The organism is Saccharopolyspora sp. NPDC045839, from assembly GCF_056431645.1.
Genome location: NZ_JBWKKH010000034.1, coordinates 93,010 through 111,481, shown reverse-complemented (window position 1 = coordinate 111,481; position 18,472 = coordinate 93,010). Strand labels below are relative to the sequence as shown.

The 18,472-nt window shown below is 70.1% G+C and carries 14 protein-coding genes; 7 read left to right on the top strand and 7 right to left on the bottom strand.

Annotation, left to right across the window (positions count from 1 at the left end; all coding sequences use genetic code 11):
* Positions 1-510 precede the first annotated feature (510 nt).
* The 3 genes from AC07EQ_RS34655 to AC07EQ_RS34645 all read right to left on the bottom strand — a co-directional run bounded on the left by AC07EQ_RS34655 (position 511) and on the right by AC07EQ_RS34645 (position 7,514).
* Positions 511-4,203 carry an FkbM family methyltransferase gene (locus AC07EQ_RS34655; RefSeq protein WP_478392041.1) on the bottom strand — a complete coding sequence of 1,231 codons (3,693 nt, stop codon included), beginning with the start codon at positions 4,201-4,203 and terminating at the stop codon, positions 511-513.
* A 236-nt stretch (positions 4,204-4,439) separates the two neighbouring features.
* Positions 4,440-5,783: a type I glutamate--ammonia ligase gene (glnA, locus tag AC07EQ_RS34650; protein WP_478392040.1), complete on the bottom strand. Its 1,344-nt coding sequence runs from the start codon at positions 5,781-5,783 to the stop codon at positions 4,440-4,442.
* Positions 5,784-5,927: 144 nt separating this feature from the next.
* On the bottom strand, positions 5,928-7,514 hold the full coding sequence (locus AC07EQ_RS34645) for an alpha/beta hydrolase (RefSeq protein ID WP_478392039.1): 1,587 nt from the start codon (positions 7,512-7,514) through the stop codon (positions 5,928-5,930).
* A gap of 83 nt (positions 7,515-7,597) precedes the next feature.
* Here AC07EQ_RS34645 and AC07EQ_RS34640 point away from each other — a divergent pair, with 83 nt between their 5' ends.
* From AC07EQ_RS34640 to AC07EQ_RS34630, 3 genes are all read left to right on the top strand, one after another.
* The gene (locus AC07EQ_RS34640) at positions 7,598-9,343 is read left to right on the top strand and encodes an NAD+ synthase (RefSeq protein WP_358579239.1); all 1,746 of its coding nucleotides are present in this window, start codon (positions 7,598-7,600) and stop codon (positions 9,341-9,343) included.
* 208 nt (positions 9,344-9,551) lie between these two features.
* Positions 9,552-12,539 (top strand): DEAD/DEAH box helicase, encoded by a 2,988-nt coding sequence (locus AC07EQ_RS34635; protein ID WP_478392038.1) that lies wholly within the window; start codon positions 9,552-9,554, stop codon positions 12,537-12,539.
* Positions 12,532-13,371, top strand: a complete 840-nt coding sequence (locus AC07EQ_RS34630) for an SWIM zinc finger family protein (protein WP_478392037.1) — start codon at positions 12,532-12,534, stop codon at positions 13,369-13,371. Before AC07EQ_RS34635 ends, AC07EQ_RS34630 begins: the two co-directional genes overlap by 8 nt.
* A gap of 100 nt (positions 13,372-13,471) precedes the next feature.
* Here the strand turns inward: AC07EQ_RS34630 and AC07EQ_RS34625 are convergent, their stop codons facing one another.
* Together AC07EQ_RS34625 and AC07EQ_RS34620 are read right to left on the bottom strand one after the other, a co-directional pair.
* Complete coding sequence (locus AC07EQ_RS34625; RefSeq protein ID WP_478392036.1) at positions 13,472-13,771, bottom strand: Ca2+-dependent phosphoinositide-specific phospholipase C; 300 nt, start codon at positions 13,769-13,771, stop codon at positions 13,472-13,474.
* A gap of 146 nt (positions 13,772-13,917) precedes the next feature.
* Positions 13,918-14,325, bottom strand: a complete 408-nt coding sequence (locus AC07EQ_RS34620; protein ID WP_478392035.1) for a hypothetical protein — start codon at positions 14,323-14,325, stop codon at positions 13,918-13,920.
* A 142-nt stretch (positions 14,326-14,467) separates the two neighbouring features.
* Between AC07EQ_RS34620 and AC07EQ_RS34615 the strand changes: the two genes are divergently transcribed.
* Both AC07EQ_RS34615 and AC07EQ_RS34610 read left to right on the top strand, forming a co-directional pair.
* A complete protein-coding gene (locus tag AC07EQ_RS34615; protein WP_478392034.1) occupies positions 14,468-15,343 on the top strand; it encodes a helix-turn-helix domain-containing protein in 876 nt (291 codons plus the stop codon).
* Positions 15,333-15,521, top strand: coding sequence for a DUF397 domain-containing protein (locus AC07EQ_RS34610; protein ID WP_478392033.1), 189 nt, complete (start codon positions 15,333-15,335; stop codon positions 15,519-15,521). Before AC07EQ_RS34615 ends, AC07EQ_RS34610 begins: the two co-directional genes overlap by 11 nt.
* Positions 15,522-15,594: 73 nt before the next feature.
* Here AC07EQ_RS34610 and AC07EQ_RS34605 read toward each other — a convergent pair whose 3' ends face one another.
* Both AC07EQ_RS34605 and AC07EQ_RS34600 read right to left on the bottom strand, forming a co-directional pair.
* A complete protein-coding gene (locus AC07EQ_RS34605) occupies positions 15,595-16,044 on the bottom strand; it encodes a VOC family protein (RefSeq protein ID WP_478392032.1) in 450 nt (149 codons plus the stop codon).
* 241 nt (positions 16,045-16,285) lie between these two features.
* The gene (locus AC07EQ_RS34600; RefSeq protein ID WP_478392031.1) at positions 16,286-16,555 is read right to left on the bottom strand and encodes a DUF1905 domain-containing protein; all 270 of its coding nucleotides are present in this window, start codon (positions 16,553-16,555) and stop codon (positions 16,286-16,288) included.
* Between the two features lie 124 nt (positions 16,556-16,679).
* On the opposite strand from AC07EQ_RS34600, the gene AC07EQ_RS34595 reads away from it, so the two are divergent.
* Both AC07EQ_RS34595 and panB read left to right on the top strand, forming a co-directional pair.
* Positions 16,680-17,480 (top strand): transporter substrate-binding domain-containing protein, encoded by an 801-nt coding sequence (locus tag AC07EQ_RS34595; protein ID WP_132488151.1) that lies wholly within the window; start codon positions 16,680-16,682, stop codon positions 17,478-17,480.
* Between the two features lie 121 nt (positions 17,481-17,601).
* Positions 17,602-18,456, top strand: coding sequence for a 3-methyl-2-oxobutanoate hydroxymethyltransferase (gene panB / locus AC07EQ_RS34590; RefSeq protein WP_478392030.1), 855 nt, complete (start codon positions 17,602-17,604; stop codon positions 18,454-18,456).
* Positions 18,457-18,472 lie beyond the last annotated feature (16 nt).

Sequence of the window (18,472 nt, the reverse complement as noted above, 5' to 3'; positions counted from 1 at the left end):
AACCACCAACCACCGAAATGGTCGGGGGCATAAAAGAACACTAACCAAAACAGTCCGCTGTTGAGTTCTCAAAGAACACACCCACACCATCACCCAACCCCTAAACCAGGGATCGAAGCTCCGGGGAGCATTTTCTTTCGCTTTCTTGTGTCGGTAACTCTAGCAGGCCCTCATTTCGGCGTTTTCAGGGGGGTCAACCCCGCCCTGATCGCTCCGAAGATCGAGCTCGTTGCTTGAGTTGTCAACGCGCCTCGTAGACTCGAGGTCTACTTGGCGACCGCTTTACGTTACCCGGTGCGCTTCGCGGTGTCAAACCGCGCGCCCCGGCCGGTGTGCGCTCCGCGGAGTTCGTTCCCGATCTCCAGGGCGCTCCCGCTGCCGTCCTCGCCAGGCTCTTGCGTCCTGTTCCGTCCGGCCGTCCGTGCGGCGAACAGAAAGTTACGCACACCCTGCGTGAAAGTCAAATCGCCTGGTCAGACTCTTGACGTCGCTCCTTCGGGCGATCTCGGGTCATTTCTGCTTCGGGCGGAGCCAGAGCTTCACGGTGCTCGCCGAACCCGCCGAACTGATCGCTTCCAGCAGGTCAGGGGCGGATACCGGCCGATTGCGTCCCACCGGGACCAGGTCGTAGCCCCAGGTGCCGAACTCCCGCAGGGCCGCTCCGGGATCGTCACCCAGCTGGTGGATTGCGTCCGGTGTGAAGGAGCACACGATCGAAGGACGATCGCGGCGCAGCAGGCGGACCAGGCCGCCGAGCACTCGGTGCACCCGCCCGCCCACGTCGACGTGCACGACCGAGAGCTTCAGGTTCTGCAGCGCCTCGTGGTTCTCCAGCTCCCGGTCGAGCCGGACACCGCGCACGGACGGTGGCTTGTCGCCTTCCGCTGGGCCGACCGACAGACCGCCCGCGAGCGACGATTCCGCCGCCAGCTGGCACGAGCCGTCCCATGCCGCGCCTTCCACCAGCACCAGGCGATGTCCCCATGCCGCTGGCACGTTGACTTCGACGTTGTGCTTGAGCAGTGCGCCGCTTCGCGGGCACGGTTCGACCGCGACGACCGCACCGCTGTTGCCGAGCCTGCTCAGCACTCGCACGGTCTGGTAGCCCACGTACGCGCCGACGTCCATGAAGACGCCGTCGGGTTCGAGCAGGGAATCGATCAGCGCGGATACATCGCCGTCCCAGGTCGAATGCGATGACAGCCACGGAAGCATGAAACTGTCATCGGCCGGCAGCCTCAGCAGGCCAGCGTCGCAGAGGACGGGCGTCGTGGTGCCGTCGCCGCCTCCGATGTTGCGCTCGTGCTCCCTGAGCAGGATGCGTTGGAGGACGTCGGTGCGTTGCAAGGCGCTCGCCGCATCGTGCGAGGCGCTGCGGACGCTCGCCTCGACGTCTTGGTCGCCCGATTGGCTCTGTTCCAGCGAATCCATCCGATCGAGGATCCGCTCGACCGCTCCGGTCAGGCTGTCCAGGCGTTCCGCCAGGGCGTCCACGCGCTGATCACCGCCCTCGCCCGCTTCGAGCTTCCGCAGCCTGCGGTGCTGCTCGGCCAGGTCGGCCCGGGCCCGGACCATGCCGTCGTCGGTGCCGAGCAGCTGGGCGCCGTGCTGGTCCTGGCGCCGGATGAGCTGGGCCAGTTCCGCTCGCACCGCCTCCATGTCGCCTTCGCCGTCCGCCTCGTACTGGCGGCGGAGCAGCTCGGAGGCGGTCTGCTCGACTCCGTCGACGAGCGAGCGCATCACGTCGCGGATGTGCTCGTCGTAGTGGCTCAGCGCCTTGAGCACGGCCTTGCGCAGCGCCGGTGCCATCGAGTTCCGGCTGCTGGCGCCCACGTCCGGTGCCCGGTGCAGCGCATGCCGCGCCACCAGCAGCGGGCGCAGCGGGTCGTCGAACTGGCCGTGGCTGTCCCGCGACCACTTCGTGCGCCAGTTCCGGTACGCCTGCTCGACGCGCTCGCGCAGGCGTGCGCCGGCACGCGCGACGGTGTGGACCGCGAGCAGGTTTTCCTTTGCCGCCGCGCCGAATGCCGCAGTGGCGTCCGGGTCGTCGGCGGCAGCGCGCAGTAGCTCCGCGGCGGCTTCGATGTCCGGTTCTCCGGGCCCCGCGCAGGGCACGAGGCGCGCGGCTTCGGCGCCGAAGAGCTCGGCCACCGCGCCGTGCTCCCCCGCGATCACCGGTACTCCGTGCGCGGCGACCTCCAGCAGCCTCAGCACGTGGTCGTCGCCCGCCTCGCCGCGGTGCAACGACACGAAGCAGTCCGACGCGGACAGCAGCGGGTGGAGGTCGAGGTCCTCCTCCACCAGCAGGACCCGGGAATCCGTCGCGGTCGCCAGGCGCAGGCGCTCGGCCGCTTCCGGGTGGTCGACCGCGCCGACGACGCCGATGAGCAGGCGCACCTCGTCGCGCTCCGGGAACGCCGCCAGGAACGCGCTGACCACGCCGAGCGCGTTGTCCGCGCGCTCGGCCGCCTGGTCCACGAAGGCCCCGAACACGAACTCGTCGGACAGCCCGAACTTGGCGCGGGCGCCCTTCCTCGTCGGTAAATCGATCCGATCGCGTTCCGGTGCCGGTAGTGCGACGACCCTGGTCTTCGTGCCGTTGCGGCGGGCCGCGGCGCGGCCGCTCTCCGACAGCACCCAGGTTTCCGCCACATCCGCGGTGTCGACGGCTCCGTTGTAAACGTCGATCACGTACCTGCCCGCGGGCACCGGCAGGCCCGGTTCGCAACGCAGGACGACCGGGTAGTAGGCCGTGTCGGCCGACGGCAGCCCGGATGCGCGGACCGCGGTGCGCATCAGCTCCGCGAGTTGCCCGTCGCCGAGCACCGCGACGCCGAGCTGGTCGACCAGGGCCGCCCGGTTGTCGATCCTGCGGTGCACCGCCTCGGCCGGGACCCGGCCGCTGGCCACGCCGACGCCGACGCACCACTCGTGGAAGGCCTCGGCGTTGGTGCCGAACGGGTCCGGGTAGTCGCGCCGCAGGATCGGGTCGTCCGCCCACACCGCCGCGGTCCAGCGGGAGCCGCCGGCCGCGCGCTGCCGGTCGTCGGCCGGGGCGCACGACCACTCCCGGAACTCCGCCAGCGGGCCGTCCGGTTCGAAGGGGCTCGGCGGCGGTTCGCCGTCCGCGTGCCAGGCGTCGAGGTACTCGCGGCGCAGCGTCGCGGGCAGTACGACGCCGTCGGGGAGGGCGTCGAACGGGTGCGGCTGCTCGCGGGTGTACCCGGCCCCGACCAGCGCGTTCCGGTAGCCCGCGCAGAGCCCGGCGAGGACCGGGTTCTCGGAGAGCAGGATCCGCGGGCGGTCGGCGTAGGCCGTGGACAGCAGCCAGGGCCGCTGCGGTTGGAAGCCGTCGAAGTGGACGCTCCGCAGCGCGGTGCCGTCCACGGTGTGCCGGCCGTCGCCCGCCACCACCAGCTCGCGCTGGGCCGCGTTCCACACGGACAGGCCGACGCCGGGATCACGGATCACCTGGTGGTCGACCAGCGCGGGCGCGCCGTCCAGCACCGGCGCCGCCGCGCTGGGATCGGCCCGCAGCTGCTCCACCCACGTCGCGAGGAGCTGCTCCGCGCCCGGGCGGACGGCGAAGGCGCTGGGATCGAAGGTGCCCGATTCGGCGAGGTCGGCGGGGTTGGGGCGCAGGCCGTCCACCGCCAGCGGGCGCAGCACCCGCGGCACCAGGGCGACCGGCCGCTCGTGGGTCAGGCCCGCGACGAGATCGTCGAAGCGGCCGAAGAGCTGGACGGACGGTTCGAAGTACAGCACCGTCGCGCCGGACTTCAGCAGGTGCTGCAGGAACATCGGGCGCAGCACGTTGCGCAGCTGCTCCGCGGTGCAGCCCATCGCCAGCTGGGCGTACTCCGTCGCGTCGAGACCGATGTCGGCGAAGGTCAGGCCGTCCGGCTCCGGCCGGTCCGCGCCCGGCAGGTCGACCACCAGCAGCGCGAACTGCGCGTTCGGGTGGTGGCGGCGGAACGTCTCGCGGAGCACCCGCGCGGCCGGGAGCTGGTCGCGGCACGCGACGGTGCAGCCGAGCACGGTGCGGGCACCGCGGTCCTCCGGCGTTTCGGCGGGCCACTCCGGCTCGCCGAACAGCTCGGCCGGTTGCTCCAGCACACCGGATTGCAGGGTGGCTTCCACGGCGGATTTGCCGTCGGGGCTCCCCGCAGTCACTGGGTCGGGCTGCGCCTGCGAATCAGTCACGGGCGCAACCTATCGCTCCTCGCGCCACAGCGACACGGCCAACCCCATGAGTTCGCGGACCGGGACGCGCGGTCTTCGGCGGGCACGCCCACGCCTGCGGGCCGCCGACCGGCGCCGGGTGTCGCCCGGTGCCCAGCAGCGGAGAGTTTTCGCAGGTCAGTGGCCGTGAGCACGTTGAGTCGCCATAGCGATCCAAAGTACTCACGACCCATGAGCAGGCCGAACTCCGGCCCGGCTCAGAGCATCGGCATCAGGGTGCGGAGCTCGTACGGCGTGACGTGGCTGCGGTAGGCGTTCCACTCCTCGCGCTTGTTGCGCAGGAAGAAGTCGAACACGTGCTCGCCGAGGGTTTCCGCGACCAGCTCGGAGGACTCCATCTCGGCCAGCGCCTCGGTGAGGTTCTGCGGCAGGTTCGCGTAGCCGGCCGCCTTCCGCTCCCGTTCGGTCAGGCCCCACACGTCGTCCTCGGTGGCGGGCGGCAGCTCGTAGCCCTTCTGCACGCCGCGCAGCCCGGCCGCGAGGATCACCGCGTAGGCCAGGTACGGGTTGCAGGCCGAGTCCAGGTTGCGGACCTCGACGCGGCGCGAGGACGCCTTGCCCGGCGAGTACATCGGCACCCGGACCAGCGCGGACCGGTTCGCGTGGCCCCAGCAGACCGCGGTCGGCGCCTCGCCGCCGACGACCAGCCGCTTGTAGGAGTTCACCCACTGGTTGGTCACGGCGCTGATCTCGCGGGCGTGGTGCAGGATCCCGGCCACGAACGCCCGGCCGATGTCGGACAGCTCGTACGGGTTCTCCGGGTGGTAGAAGGCGTTCTGGTCGCCCTCGAACAGGCTGAAGTGGGTGTGCATGCCCGAGCCGGGCTGCCCGCTGAACGGCTTCGGCATGAACGAGGCGCGCACGCCCTGCGTGATCGCGACCTCCTTGACCACGTACCGGAACGTCATCACGTTGTCGGCCATGGTCAGCGCGTCGGCGTAGCGCAGGTCGATCTCCTGCTGGCCGGGCGCGCCCTCGTGGTGGCTGAACTCCACCGAGATCCCCATCGCCTCCAGGGTCTCGATGGCGTTGCGCCGGAAGTGCGGGGCGGCGTCGTGGCTGGACTGGTCGAAGTAGCCGCCGGAGTCGGCGGGCACCGGTTCGGTGCCGTCGTCCGGCAGGTTCTTCAGCAGGAAGAACTCGATCTCCGGGTGCACGTAGCAGGTGAAGCCGGACTCGGTGGCCTTGGCCAGGGTGCGGCGCAGCACGTGCCGCGGGTCGGCCCAGCAGGGCGAGCCGTCGGGCATGTGGATGTCGCAGAACATCCGCGCCGAGTAGTGCTCGCCGTCCGGGGTCTCCCACGGCAGCACCTGGAAGGTGGTGGGGTCCGGCTTGGCGACCATGTCCGATTCGTAGACCCGGGCGAAGCCCTCGATGGCCGAGCCGTCGAACCCGATGCCCTCGGCGAAGGCACCCTCTAGCTCGGCGGGCGAGATCGCCACCGATTTGAGCATGCCCAGGACGTCGGTGAACCACAGCCGCACGAAGCGGATGTCACGTTCCTCCAAGGTGCGGAGCACGAACTCCTGCTGGCGGTTCATGCACGCAGCCTAAGAGTTCCAACTGCGAATTGCGTAACTGGTCCATGAACGCGGCGCTACCCGCTTCCGGCCGGCCGCGGTCCGGTGTGGCGAAGGGCATCCCGGGGCCACTTCGCCGCCCGGAGATGCCCTTCGCCGCCGAGGTCATCCGTTCGAGGTGCAGCGGGTTCCTTCGGCCGGGAGGGTCAGGTCGACCAGGTACTTCGTGGTCGCGTCGTCGATGCAGGTGACGCCCTGCATGAAGACCGTGTGCTGGGTGCCCTCGAAGGTCAGCAGGCGGCCGTGCAGGGCTTCCGCGAGCTTCACGCCGGCCTGGTAGGGCGTGGCGGGGTCGCCGGTGGTGGAGATGACCAGCGTCGGCGGCAGCGCACCCACCTCCGGCTCGGTGGCCTCGCCGGTGACCTGGACGGGCCAGAACGCGCACTTGTCGCGCGCCGCGCTGGGCGGGTTCCCGTTGTCCAGGAACGGCGCCACCTCGCGGTAGCGGCGGTCCGCCTCGCGGAGGATCGCCGGGTCCTCGACGCGCTGGTCGTCGACGCAGTGCACGGCGTCGAACGCGTCGGTCGTGTTGGTGTACTGCCCGTTGCTCTCGCGGCTGAAGTAGTTGTCCGCGAGGGCCAGCAGCCGCCGGCCGCTGCCCTGCCGGAGCTCGTTGAGCCCGTTGTCCAGCTGGTCCCAGAGGCTCGGCGCGTACAGCGCCTGGATCGCCGCCATGGTGGCGTCCTTGTAGGACAGCTCGCGGCCGTCACCGGCCGGGGCCGGGTGGTCCACCAGCGGACGGGTGAGCTGCTGGAACACCGCGACGGCCTGCGCCGGGTCGGAGCCAAGGGAGCACCCCTGCCGCTTGGCGCACCAGGCGGCGAAGTCGTTGAAGGCGCGCTGGAAACCGGCGCCCTGGGCGACGAGTTGGTCGACCGTGGACTGCCCGGGGTCGATCGCGCCGTCGAGCACCATCGCCCGCACGTTGCCGGGGAAGGTCTCCGCGTACTCCGCGCCGATCCGGGTGCCGTAGGAGTAGCCGAGGTAGGTCAGCTTCTCGTCGCCGAGCACCGAACGCAGCACGTCCATGTCCTTGGCGACCTCGCGGCTGCCGACGTTGGCCAGCATCTCGGTGCCGGTGCGCTCCGCGCACTTGCCCGCGTAATCGCGCTCCTCCTGCTCGGTCGCGGCGATCCCGGCGGGCGAGGTGTCCGCGTCGGAGTCGAGCCGCTCGGCGTCGCGCTCCGGGCCGGTCAGGCAGCTCACCGCCGGCTCGGAGGCGCCGATGCCGCGCGGGTCGAACCCGATCAGGTCGAACCGCTCGCCCAGGTCGGTCTGCTCGACCGACGAGGCGACGCTCGCGGCCGCGCTCATCCCGGACGCACCCGGGCCGCCCGGGTTCAGCAGCAGCGAACCGACCCGGTGCTCCTGGTCGGTGCCCGGCTTGCGCAGGATGCCGAGCGTGATTGCCTGCCCCTGGGGTTCGGCGTAGTTCATCGGGACTTCCAGCCGCGCGCACTCCAGGCCGGTGTCGTCGAAGGCGGTCCGGTCGCTGTCGGAAGTCGCGTACGGGGCGCAGGGCCCCCATGACAATGTCTGCCCGTAGTACCGCTCCAGGCCCGCCGGCACCGGTCCGGCCGGGCCCTTGTGCTCGGTGTGCGGCTGCAGCGGTGCTGTATCTCGCGAGGGCGGGCTGCACGCGGCCGCGCCCAGCAGGGCCACCACGGACAGCACGGTCAGTAGGCGGTTCACTCACGAATCGTGACACGCATCGCGCGGCGCGGCTCACACCGGGCAGCACGACGCAGGCGTGCGGCGTGCGCGAAGATGGGTGCATGCCCCAGCTGCGCATCGCACTCGCACAGGTCAACGCATGCGTCGGCGACATCGCCGGCAACAGTTCGATGGTCTTGGACTGGACCCGCCGCGCCGTGCAGGACGGCGCCCACCTCGTGGCCTTCCCCGAGATGGTGCTCTCCGGCTATCCGGTCGAGGATCTCGCGCTGCGCAAGTCGTTCGCCGCCGCGAACCTCTCCGAGCTGGAGGTGCTGGCCCGGCGCTTGCAGGACGCCGGCTGCGGTGACGCGCTGGTCGTCGTCGGGCACCTCGGTCGCGACGACGAAGGGCCGCGCAATTCGGCGTCGCTGCTCTACGGCGGCGAGGTCGTCACGACCTACCACAAGCACCACCTGCCGAACTACGGCGTGTTCGACGAGGCCCGCTACTTCGCGCCCGGCTTCGACCTGCCGATCGTGCGGCTGCACGGCCTGGACGTCGGCGTGGTCATCTGCGAGGACATCTGGCAGAACGGCGGGCCGGTGGCCGCGCTGGGCAAGGTCGGCGTGGACCTCGTGGTGTGCATCAACGGTTCGCCGTACGAGCGCGCCAAGGACGACGTGCGCACCCCGCTGGTCATCCGGCGGGCCGCCGAGGCCGGCGCGCCGATGGCGTACGTGAACCTGGTCGGCGCGCAGGACGAGCTGGTGTTCGACGGCGATTCCATGGTCGCCACCCCGGACGGCGAGATCCTCGCGCGGGCGCCGCAGTTCGCCGAGCACCTCACGCTGCTGGACCTGGAGCTGACCGCGGGCGGGCACACCTCGACCACCGTGCCCGCCGAGCCGGGCCCGATGCGGATGCCCGCCTTCGACGTCCAGCGGATCGTGCTGCAGCCGGAGCCGCTGCCGCACTACGAGCCGGTGCCCGCGCTGCCGCCCGCCGAGCGGCTCGACGACGTGGCCGAGGTGTGGTCGGCGCTGGTCACCGGGCTGCGCGACTACGTGCACAAGAACGGGTTCCGGTCGGTGACCTTCGGCTTCTCCGGCGGGATCGACTCCGCGGTGGTCGCCGCGCTGGCCGCCGACGCGCTCGGCGCGGACGCCGTGCACGGGGTGTCGATGCCGTCGAACTACTCGTCGGAGCACTCGCGGTCCGACGCCGCCGAGCTGGCGAAGCGGATCGGCTGTCACTTCGAGGTGCACCCGATCGCCGACATGGTCGACGTGTACGTGCGGCAGCTGGAGCTGACCGGGCTCGCCGAGGAGAACGTGCAGGCTCGCGCCCGGGGCGTGCTGCTGATGGCGCTGTCGAACCAGCGCGGGCACCTGGTGCTGGCCACCGGGAACAAGACCGAGCTGGCGGTGGGTTACTCGACGATCTACGGCGACGCGGTGGGCGCGTTCGCGCCGATCAAGGACGTGCCGAAGACGCTGGTGTGGAAGCTGGCGAAGTGGCGCAACGCCGACGCGGAGAAGCGCGGCGAGGTGCCGCCGATCCCGGAGAACTCGATCACCAAGGCGCCGTCGGCGGAGCTGCGGCCGGACCAGGTGGACCAGGATTCGCTGCCGGAGTACGACGTGCTGGACGTGGTGCTGGACGGCTACGTGGAGGGCGACCGCGGTTACGCGGACCTGATCGCGGACGGGTTCGACGCCGAGCTGGTCGAGCGGGTGCTGCAGATGGTGGACCGGGCGGAGTACAAGCGCCGGCAGTACCCGCCGGGCACCAAGATCACGTTCAAGGCGTTCGGCCGGGACCGGCGGCTGCCGCTGACCAACCGCTGGCGCGAGATCGCGCCGTGAGGTGACGCCCGGGTAGGAGGCGAGTTGGCAACGGGGCCGTGAGTCTATTGGGCTGTTGTAGCCGCCCAAAAGACTCACGGCCCCGTGACCAGCCGGAAGGTGCTCGGCCGCGGGGCGACCGATCGGCGGGCTTCGGTCGTGATTGGTTTGGGTTGCCATAGCGGCCCAAAACGCTCACGAGCCCTCGGCGGCGGAAGGAGGTGCAACTGTGTGGGCCGTGCACGGATTGTGCACTGTGGACGGACGTCTGGTGCTGTGGGCGGAGGATTCCGGGCTTCCGGCGCGGGTGGCCGGGCGCGCGCCGCACGGCACCGTGGCACATCCCTTCGCCGTGCCCGGCGAGGCGCTGCGGGACGCGCTGCCCGGTGAGCAGCTCAAGGTCGACTCCGTCCGCCTCCAGCTGCCCTCCTACGCCTCCGCGCCGGTCGCATCTCCCGAGCTGGTGCGGGATCCGCTGACGGCCGGACCGACACCGCGCGGCAAGCTGCGGCTGCGGGAATGGCTGGTTCCTGCCGTGTCGTGCAGCCCCGCGGCCGTGCTCGCGCTGCTCGATGAAGGCGTGCCGGGCTCCCGGTTGGGCGCGTCCGCGCATTTCCTGCACGGCGTCGCCGGATTCGCCGAGCAGGTGGTGTCGCAGGGCCGGGTGCTGCCCGCGCTGGTCTTCGAGGCCGAGCGGCCCGCAGCGCGCTGGCGCGCGGCGTTGTCCGGCACGGATTCGGCGCGGTTCGTGGCGCTGCGGGATTCCATGCCGCAGGCCTTCCGCTGCGAGCGCGGCGATCCACCTGCGGACGTCCTGCGCACGGCTCTCGATTCGCTGGTCGACGGCATCGCGCGCGCCCGGGTCGCCGACGTCGGGATGCCGGGCGGCCGGACCGTCGCCGCGGCGTGGCTGAACGCGCTGGCCCACGAGCCGCGGTTCGACGGCGACCCCGCGCAGGTGCAGAAGCTCGCCCGCCGCCTGGAGACCTGGCGCGCCAGCGGTGCCCGGGAAAGCCCGGTGCGGACCTGCTTCCGGTTGCACGCCCCGGAGGACGACGACCAGTGGCGGCTGGAGTTCCTGCTCCAGGCCGTCGACGACCCGAGCGTCCTGGTGTCCGCGAGCGAGGTGTGGCGGGAGGAAAGCCGGGTCCTGCAGCGGTGGGTCGCGCAGCCGCAGGAGTTGCTGCTCGCCGACCTCGGCAAGGCGAGCCGGGTCTTCCCCGGGCTCGACGCGGCGCTGGTCGTCCCGCACCCCACCGAGTTGTTCCTGGACGCCGACGGGGCGTACGAGTTCCTCACCAGCGCTGCACTGCTGGACCAGGCCGGCTTCGGCGTGCTGCTGCCGTCCTGGTGGGGCCGCACGCAGCAGCTCGGGCTGAAGCTGACCGCGACCAGTTCCGGCACCGCCGGGACCGTGTCGAAGGAATCCGGGCTCGGCATGGACGCCGTCGTCGACTACCGCTGGGACCTCGCGCTGGGCAACGAGCGGCTGACCGAGTCCGAGCTGGCAGAACTGGCCGCCGCGAAGGTCCCGCTGGTGCGGGTGCGCGGCAGGTGGGTCCAGGTCGACCGCAAGCGGCTGGCCGCCGGGCTGGCGTTCCTGCAGCGCTCCGGTACCGGTCAGATGACCGCCGGCGAGGCGTTGCTGCAGGCCGGGATGCGTTCCGAGGACGGCGACCTGCCGATGCCGGTGGTCGAGGTGAGCGGGCACGGGTGGCTCGGGGACCTGCTGTCCGGGCAGGCCGAGCAGTACCTGGAACCCGTTGAGCCGCCGGCGGGTTTCACCGCGACGCTGCGCCCCTACCAGCGCCGCGGCCTGGCCTGGCTGGCGTTCCTGGACCGGCTGGGCCTGGGCGCCTGCCTCGCCGACGACATGGGCCTAGGCAAGACCGTGCAGTTGCTGGCGCTGGAAGCGCTGACGCGCTCGGAGGGCTCGCGCGGCCCGACGCTGCTGGTCTGCCCCATGTCGGTGGTCGGCAACTGGCAGCGGGAGGCGGCCAGGTTCGCGCCCGCGCTGAAGGTGCACGTCCACCACGGCGGCGGGCGGCTCGGCGGCGAGGACCTGATGGAAGAGGCCGGCGGGCAGGACCTCGTCATCACGACGTATCCGCTGGCCGTGCGGGATTCGGCCGTGCTGCGGGAGATCCGCTGGGAGCGGGTGGTGCTCGACGAGGCGCAGAACATCAAGAACAGCGCCTCCCGGCAGGCCAAGGCGGTGCGCGGCCTGTCGGCCCGGCAGCGGATCGCGCTGACCGGCACGCCGGTGGAGAACCGGCTCGCCGAGCTCTGGTCCATCATGGACTTCGCGAATCCCGGCGTGCTGGGCTCGCTGAGCACGTTCCGGGCCCGGTTCGCGGTGCCGGTGGAACGCGACGGCGACACCGACGCCGCGGCCCGGTTGCGCCGCATCACCGGGCCTTTCGTGCTGCGGCGGCTGAAGACCGACCCGGCGATCATCGACGACCTGCCGGACAAGATCGAGATGAAGCAGCTGTGCAACCTCACCGCCGAGCAGGCGTCGCTGTACCAGGCGGTGGTCGACGACATGCTGGCGCGCATCGACGACAGCGAAGGCATGGAACGCCGCGGGCTGGTGCTGGCGACGATGTCCAAGCTCAAGCAGGTGTGCAACCACCCGGCGCAGCTACTCGGCGACGGCTCGCCGCTGCCCGGCCGGTCGGGGAAGTTGTTGCGGCTGGAGGAAATCCTCGAATCCGTGCTGGCCGACGGCGACAAGGCGCTGTGCTTCACGCAGTTCGCCGGGCTCGGCGGGATGCTGGTGCCGCACCTGTCGGCGCGGTTCGACACCGAGGTGCTGTTCCTGCACGGCGGCACGCCGAAGAAGGCCCGCGACGAGATGGTCCGGCGGTTCCAGGAATCCGACGGGCCGTCGATCTTCCTGCTGTCGCTGAAGGCCGGCGGCACCGGGCTGACGCTCACCGCCGCCAACCACGTCATCCACCTGGACCGGTGGTGGAACCCGGCCGTCGAGGACCAGGCCACCGACCGGGCGTTCCGCATCGGCCAGCGCCGGGACGTGCAGGTCCGCAAGCTGACCTGCATCGGCACCCTGGAGGAGAAGATCGACCGGATGATCGAGGACAAGAAGGCGCTGGCGCAGCTGGTCGTCGGCTCCGGCGAGAACTGGCTGACCGAGCTGTCCACCCGCGAGCTGCGCGACCTGGTCGCGCTGGAGGCGGAGGCCGTCGGTGAATGAGTGGCGCCGGTTCCCGCCCGCCGCGAAGCCGATCCGCGTCGAGGGCGGCATCAAGGCGCGCAGCAAGCGCGGCGAGATCGCGCAGACCTGGTGGTCGCGGCGGTTCATCGAGGTGCTGGAGTCCTTCGGCATGGGCGGCCGGCTGCAGCGCGGCAAGCGGTACGCGCGCGCCGGGCAGGTGCTGAGCCTGACGCTGTCGACCAGCCTGGTGGTCGCGCTGGTGCAAGGTTCCCGCCCGGAGCCCTACCGGGCGCGGATCGCGATCAAGGCGTTCACCGCGGACGAGTGGGAGCGGATCGAGCGGGCGCTGGCCGGGCAGGCGCTGTACGCGGCGAAGCTGCTGGCCGGGGAGATGCCGACGGACGTCGAGCGGGTCTTCGACGAGCTCGGGCTGCAGCTGTTCCCGACGACGATGCGGGAACTGACGATGGATTGTTCCTGCCCGGACTGGGAAATCCCGTGCAAGCACCTGGCGGCGGCCTGCTACCTGGTGGCCGAGTCGTTCGACGAGGACCCGTTCCAGATCCTCGCCTGGCGCGGCCGGGGGCGCGAGGAGCTGCTGGACCGGCTGCGGGCGCTGCGCGGCAGCGTGTCGGGTCCGGCGGCGGAGGAGCCCGACGAGGCGGCGCCGCTGTCGGAGCGCCCGGAAACCTTCTGGAGCGCACCGGAATCGCCGGCGGCGCCCGCGACTCCCGGCACGGAGCCGACCGCGCCGGACGCGCTGCTCGACGAGCTCGACCCGCTGCCGGTGCAGATCCGGGGCGAATCCGCCGTCGAGCTCCTGCGCCCCGCCTACCGGGCGATGGCGCGAACGGACCGTTCACCTCGATAGGCGACGCGAACGGACCGTTCACCTCCACCCGAACACATCGGGGTTCGGAGCGAACGGACCGTTCGTCGCGGTTGGCGGCGTGAACGGTCCGTTCGCTCGGTCACCGTTCCAGATGGTCGGACCGGCAGGACCGGGGCGCGTTCACCGGGTTGCAGCGCGCCGGGGTGCCGAGTTCGGCGACGTAGTCGGAGCCGTAGCGGGCGGCCAGGCCCGGTGCCGGGAAGTCCGTGCTGACGATCTGCGCTCCGCTGGCCAGCGCCGCTTCCAGCCGGGCGGTGTCGCCGGTGGTGGCTTCGGCCAGCGGCACGTCCGAGCGGGTGCGCACCAGGTATCCGCGCTTCACCAGGTCCCGGATCTGCGCGCCGTTCGCGCCGGTCGTTCTGCGAGATGAACGCCGCATCCCGGCCGGCCGGGCGCGGAATTGGGATCAATGGTCGGCCTGGTCAGGACCCGTGAGCATTTTGTGTCGCCATGGCAGCACAAAGTACTCACGGGCATTGATCAGGCCGGACGTCCATCCGCATGGGACCGATCGGAGCCGAGTCGCTACGACGCGGCGCGTGCCAGGGAAGCCTCCGAGAGGCTCGCCTCCCGACGCGCGCTGGCTTGCAGGGCCCGGAATGCTTCGGCCTGGTTGGCGAGAACGCGCACGCCTGCGTAGTTCACCGGGCTGTCGTCGACCTGCACCGAGATGACGTCGTCGCCTCCCCAGACGATGTAGAGCATGCGCAGGTAGTAGGCGGATCGGCCGTCGGTCCAGGAGCCGAACTCCGCTGTGTAGAGGCCGAACTCGCACTTCAGGCGGGCGAGCTCGGCTTCAGCCCATGGTTGCAGCTCCTGCCGAAGTTCCTCGGGATCGCACTGCTCGGGATCGACGACCAACCTGGCGACCTCCATGTCGGCTTCAGCCTCCGGCCGCACGGCTTCAAGCACATATCCGAAACGCACTGCCACCACTCCCCTACCCGCTGGATAAACTTCCGCTGCTTCACTGCGGAACGTGTTGGATTACCAACTCTGCGTAAGTTGTCATAGGTGAAGCACCTAGGTGTCAACCGAGTGAAGCGTGTCGCCAATTCGGGGAAGGACTGCGCCAGTGCCCCAGTCTCGCGCCACCATCGAACGGCGTCAGCTCGGTGCCGAGCTACGCAGACTTCGAGAGGCCGCAAGCAAAAGCCAGAAGGAAGCCGCCCAGGTCATCGAGTGCGACACGAGCCTGATCAGCAGACTTGAGCGCGGCCAACGCTCGCTGAAAGTCATGGAGCTCAACGCGCTCCTCGACTTCTACGACGCATCGAAGAATTCCCGCGACCGGATAGCCGAGATCGCCCAACTCGCCCGCCAACGGCTGCCACGCCGCCCCTACATTGACAGTCTTCCCGGAGCCTTTCACCGACTGCTCGATCACGAACAGGACGCCAACGAGCTTTGCTTCACGGAAGGCGACCTCGTACCTGGCATGTTGCAGACCGAGGGCTACATACGCGCGCTCATGCACATCGGGCGATCCCAGATCTTCGACGCATCACCGGACGACATCGAAGCTCGCGTCCAATTCCGCTTGCAGAGGCAAGAACTCGTCACTCGGGCCGAGCCACCCGAGATGTGGTTCGTGATCGGCGAAGCCGCACTGCGCCGTCCTCTCGGCAGCACGGACGTGTTGCGTGAGCAGCTGGAGCACCTGCTCGACACGATAAAGCAGCACGCCCACGTCGTCATCCAGATCGCACCGCTGTCGATTGTGGACCATCCGCTGCTCGGCGGATCCATCGAAATCCTTCGTTTCGGCGGCCTTGCGCCGGACATCGTGTATCAGCCAACGTTCACTGGTGGAGGCATGTACATCTCCGAAGAACAGGACTTCTTGGCATGCACACGAGCCTTCGACCGGCTACGTGCGGTGGCGCTGGGGCCGGAAGAATCTCGGTCGTTCATCGCCCAGCGTTTGAAGGAGCTCAACGATGACAGTTAACGACCGCAAGTACAGCTGGTTCAAGAGCAGCTACAGCGGGGCCAACAATCCAAGTTGTGTCGAGGCTCGGTTATCCGGCGGAGGCATCGAGATCCGGGACTCGAAGGATCCCGGTGGGCCGATCCTCCGCTTCGGGAGCTCCGCTTGGGCGCGGTTCCTTCGCGGGCTCGACAGGTGAGCTGCGCCCGTTCAGGTGAGGAGTGAAGAGCACCTTTCGCCAGATTACTTGGCAAAAGGTGCCTTTCACCTCGTCAAGGACCCTCGTTGATGGCAGGCATGGGGGCTCCGCCTGGGTTCCAGGTTTCCAGGAACTGGGGTTGGCGGGATGCGTCGACCAGCTCGATCCTCGCTCCGATCGAGTCCATCCGGTGGTACGCGAAGGCCCTGCCGTACGGGCAACCGGAGAACTCCTCCGGCAGACCCTGGTCGGCGAGCCGGCGCGCGCCGGTCTCCAGCGAACTCGTCCAGTAGCCGAGGTGGTCGAACCTGGCGCCCGCGGAAGCGTCCCACGGGCTGCCGGGCGGGCCCTCGATCAGCTCGATGAACGGCGCCCCGCCCTGAGTGAAGACGATCCGGTAGTCCCAGTCCCCGAGCCGGGCGGCCTGCGGTTCGTTCCACTCGACGCCCGCGGACGACTCGAAGTCGCGCATCGCCTTCTCGACGTCGGGCACGACGAAACACACGTGGTAGAAGGCAGTCACCGGAGCAGTATCTCCTCGAGGAGCACTGCCGGCGGGAGGGAGGCACCCCCAGTTGCCTCCCTCCCGCGCTCCCACGCGCTCCCGGTCATTAGACGCCTGGAGGGTCGTTTGGTTGCATCGTTGTTTTTCCCGTTATTGCCGGAGGTCGGGCCGCCGACTTGATCACCACCGGTTCCCTCTGCTCCAGTGCGGTCACGTCCGTGGGACGCGCGAACCGGGGAGCGGTCGTGGCAGACCGGCCTCAGTCGGTGATCCGCTCCAGCAGGCGGACGGTCACCTCGGCGCCGGCCTCCTTGCCGATCGCCTTGCGGACGTCCGCTTTCACCGGAAGCTTGTGCGTGCCGTCGCCCAGCGCCATGAACGAGCTCCGGAACGGCCGGCCGTCGATCGTGCCCCGGACCTTCACGAGGCCGCGGGTGCCGAAATACTCCGCCGACCGCGGCCAGACCACGTAGGTCCAGCCGCCCCGGTTCGGGCTCTTCTGCAGCGTCGCGGTGAACTGCTCGTCCATCGTGTGCTCCTCTCGCGAACCGCTCCTGGAGGTGCAGACCTCGCGGTGCCGCGGAACTCATCGCTCTGGTCTTCCCGGGTCCGAGCGGCTATGCATGTTCCGCGAAGATCGAAAGGCGGGCGTCATGCAGTGGAAGAAGTTCGGTTCCGGGTTGGCCGCGGCGGCCGTCGTCGCCCTGAGCACGGCGTGCTCCGCCACGCCGGTCGAGCCGGCGAAGCCCGCGGCGAGCCGGCTGGACGACGTCGTCCAGCGCGGTGAGCTGCGGGTGTGCAGCACCGGGGACTACCGGCCGTTCACCTACCGGGACGCGGCGGGCGCCTGGAGCGGCATCGACATCGACATGGCGCATGACCTAGCGGGCAGGCTCGGCATCAAGGCGACGATCGTGCCCACGACCTGGAAGACGCTGGTCGCCGACTTCAACGCGCAGTGCGACATCGCCGTCGGCGGCGTGTCGATCACCCTGGACCGCGCGAAGCAGGCCTTCTTCAGCACCGCCTACGTGGTCGACGGCAAGACTCCGATCACCCGCTGCGAGAACGTCGCGCGGTTCCAGACGTTGCAGCAGATCGACCAGCCCGGCGTCCGCGCCGTCGTCAACCCCGGCGGCACCAACGAGCAGTTCGCGAAGCAGAACCTCAAACAGGCCACCATCGTCGAACACCCGGACAACAACACGATCTTCCAGCAGATCCTCGACGGCAAGGCCGACCTGATGATGACCGACGCCGCCGAGACCAAGTGGCAGGCCAGGCAGCACCCGGAGCTGTGCTCGGTGCACCCCGACCAGCCGTTCACCTTCAGCGAGAAGGCGTACCTGCTGCCGAAGGGCGACGTCGTGTTCCAGCAGTACGTGGACCAGTGGCTCAACCTCGCGTTGCGCGACGGCACCTACGCGCGCATCGCGGAGCCCTGGATCGGCTGAACTGTGATGTTGGCCCTCGGGATGTGTCGGCGGGGTTGAGCGCGTGCGACGCTTCCCCCGCAACCATCCGCAACTACCCGGGGACCCGCGATGCGGGCCTCGAGGAAAAGGACGGTCAACGATGACTGCTGCCCAGAACCAGGGTGAGACGGCGGCGCCGTACGGATCGACGCCGGCCAAGCGGCGCGTGCGCATCCACCACCTCCAGCAGCTGAAGGAGCGCGGCGAGCCCTGGCCGATGCTCACCTCCTACGACATGTACACCGCGCGGATCTTCGACCAGGCCGGCATCCCGGTGCTGCTGGTCGGCGACTCGGCCGCCAACAACGTCTACGGCTACGAGTCGTCGCTACCGGTGACCGTGGACGAGCTGCTGCCGCTGGTCCGCGCCGTGACCCGGTCGGCGGAGCGGGCCCTGGTGGTGGCGGACCTGCCGTTCGGCTCCTACCAGGCGTCGCCGGAGCAGGCGCTGGCCACCGCGACGCGGTTCATGAAGGAAGGCCGCGCGCACGCGGTCAAGCTCGAAGGCGGCCGCCGCTACGCCCCGCAGATCGAGGCGCTGGTATCGGCGGGCATCCCGGTGATGGCCCACATCGGCTTCACGCCGCAGAGCGAGCACGGCCTCGGCGGCTACCGGGTGCAGGGCCGCGGCGACAAGGCCGACGAGCTGCTCGCGGACGCGCTCGCGGTGCAGGAGGCCGGCGCGTTCTCCGTGGTGCTGGAGATGGTGTCGGCGGACGCGGCGAAGCGGGTGACCGGGGAGCTGCACATCCCGACGGTCGGCATCGGGGCCGGGCCCGACTGCGACGCCCAGGTGCTGGTCTGGACGGACATGTCGGGCATGAACACCGGCCGCACGGCGAAGTTCGTGAAGCGCTACGCCGACGTGGGCGGCATCCTGGCCGACGCCGCCAGCCGCTTCGCGGACGAAGTCCGCGGCCACGCCTTCCCCGCCGCGGAGCACTCCTTCCACTGAGGTGACGCCGGGGTGC

Bases quoted from the DNA above. Each gene is read 5' to 3' on its own strand.
- glnA (WP_478392040.1), bottom strand. From the start codon at position 5,783: ATGAACCGCCAGCAGGAGTTCGTGCTCCGCACCTTGGAGGAACGTGAC.
- AC07EQ_RS34640 (WP_358579239.1), top strand. From the start codon at position 7,598: ATGCCCCAGCTGCGCATCGCACTCGCACAGGTCAACGCATGCGTCGGC.
- AC07EQ_RS34625 (WP_478392036.1), bottom strand. From the start codon at position 13,771: ATGCGGCGTTCATCTCGCAGAACGACCGGCGCGAACGGCGCGCAGATC.
- AC07EQ_RS34610 (WP_478392033.1), top strand. From the start codon at position 15,333: ATGACAGTTAACGACCGCAAGTACAGCTGGTTCAAGAGCAGCTACAGC.
- AC07EQ_RS34600 (WP_478392031.1), bottom strand. From the start codon at position 16,555: ATGGACGAGCAGTTCACCGCGACGCTGCAGAAGAGCCCGAACCGGGGC.
- AC07EQ_RS34595 (WP_132488151.1), top strand. From the start codon at position 16,680: ATGCAGTGGAAGAAGTTCGGTTCCGGGTTGGCCGCGGCGGCCGTCGTC.
- panB (WP_478392030.1), top strand. From the start codon at position 17,602: ATGACTGCTGCCCAGAACCAGGGTGAGACGGCGGCGCCGTACGGATCG.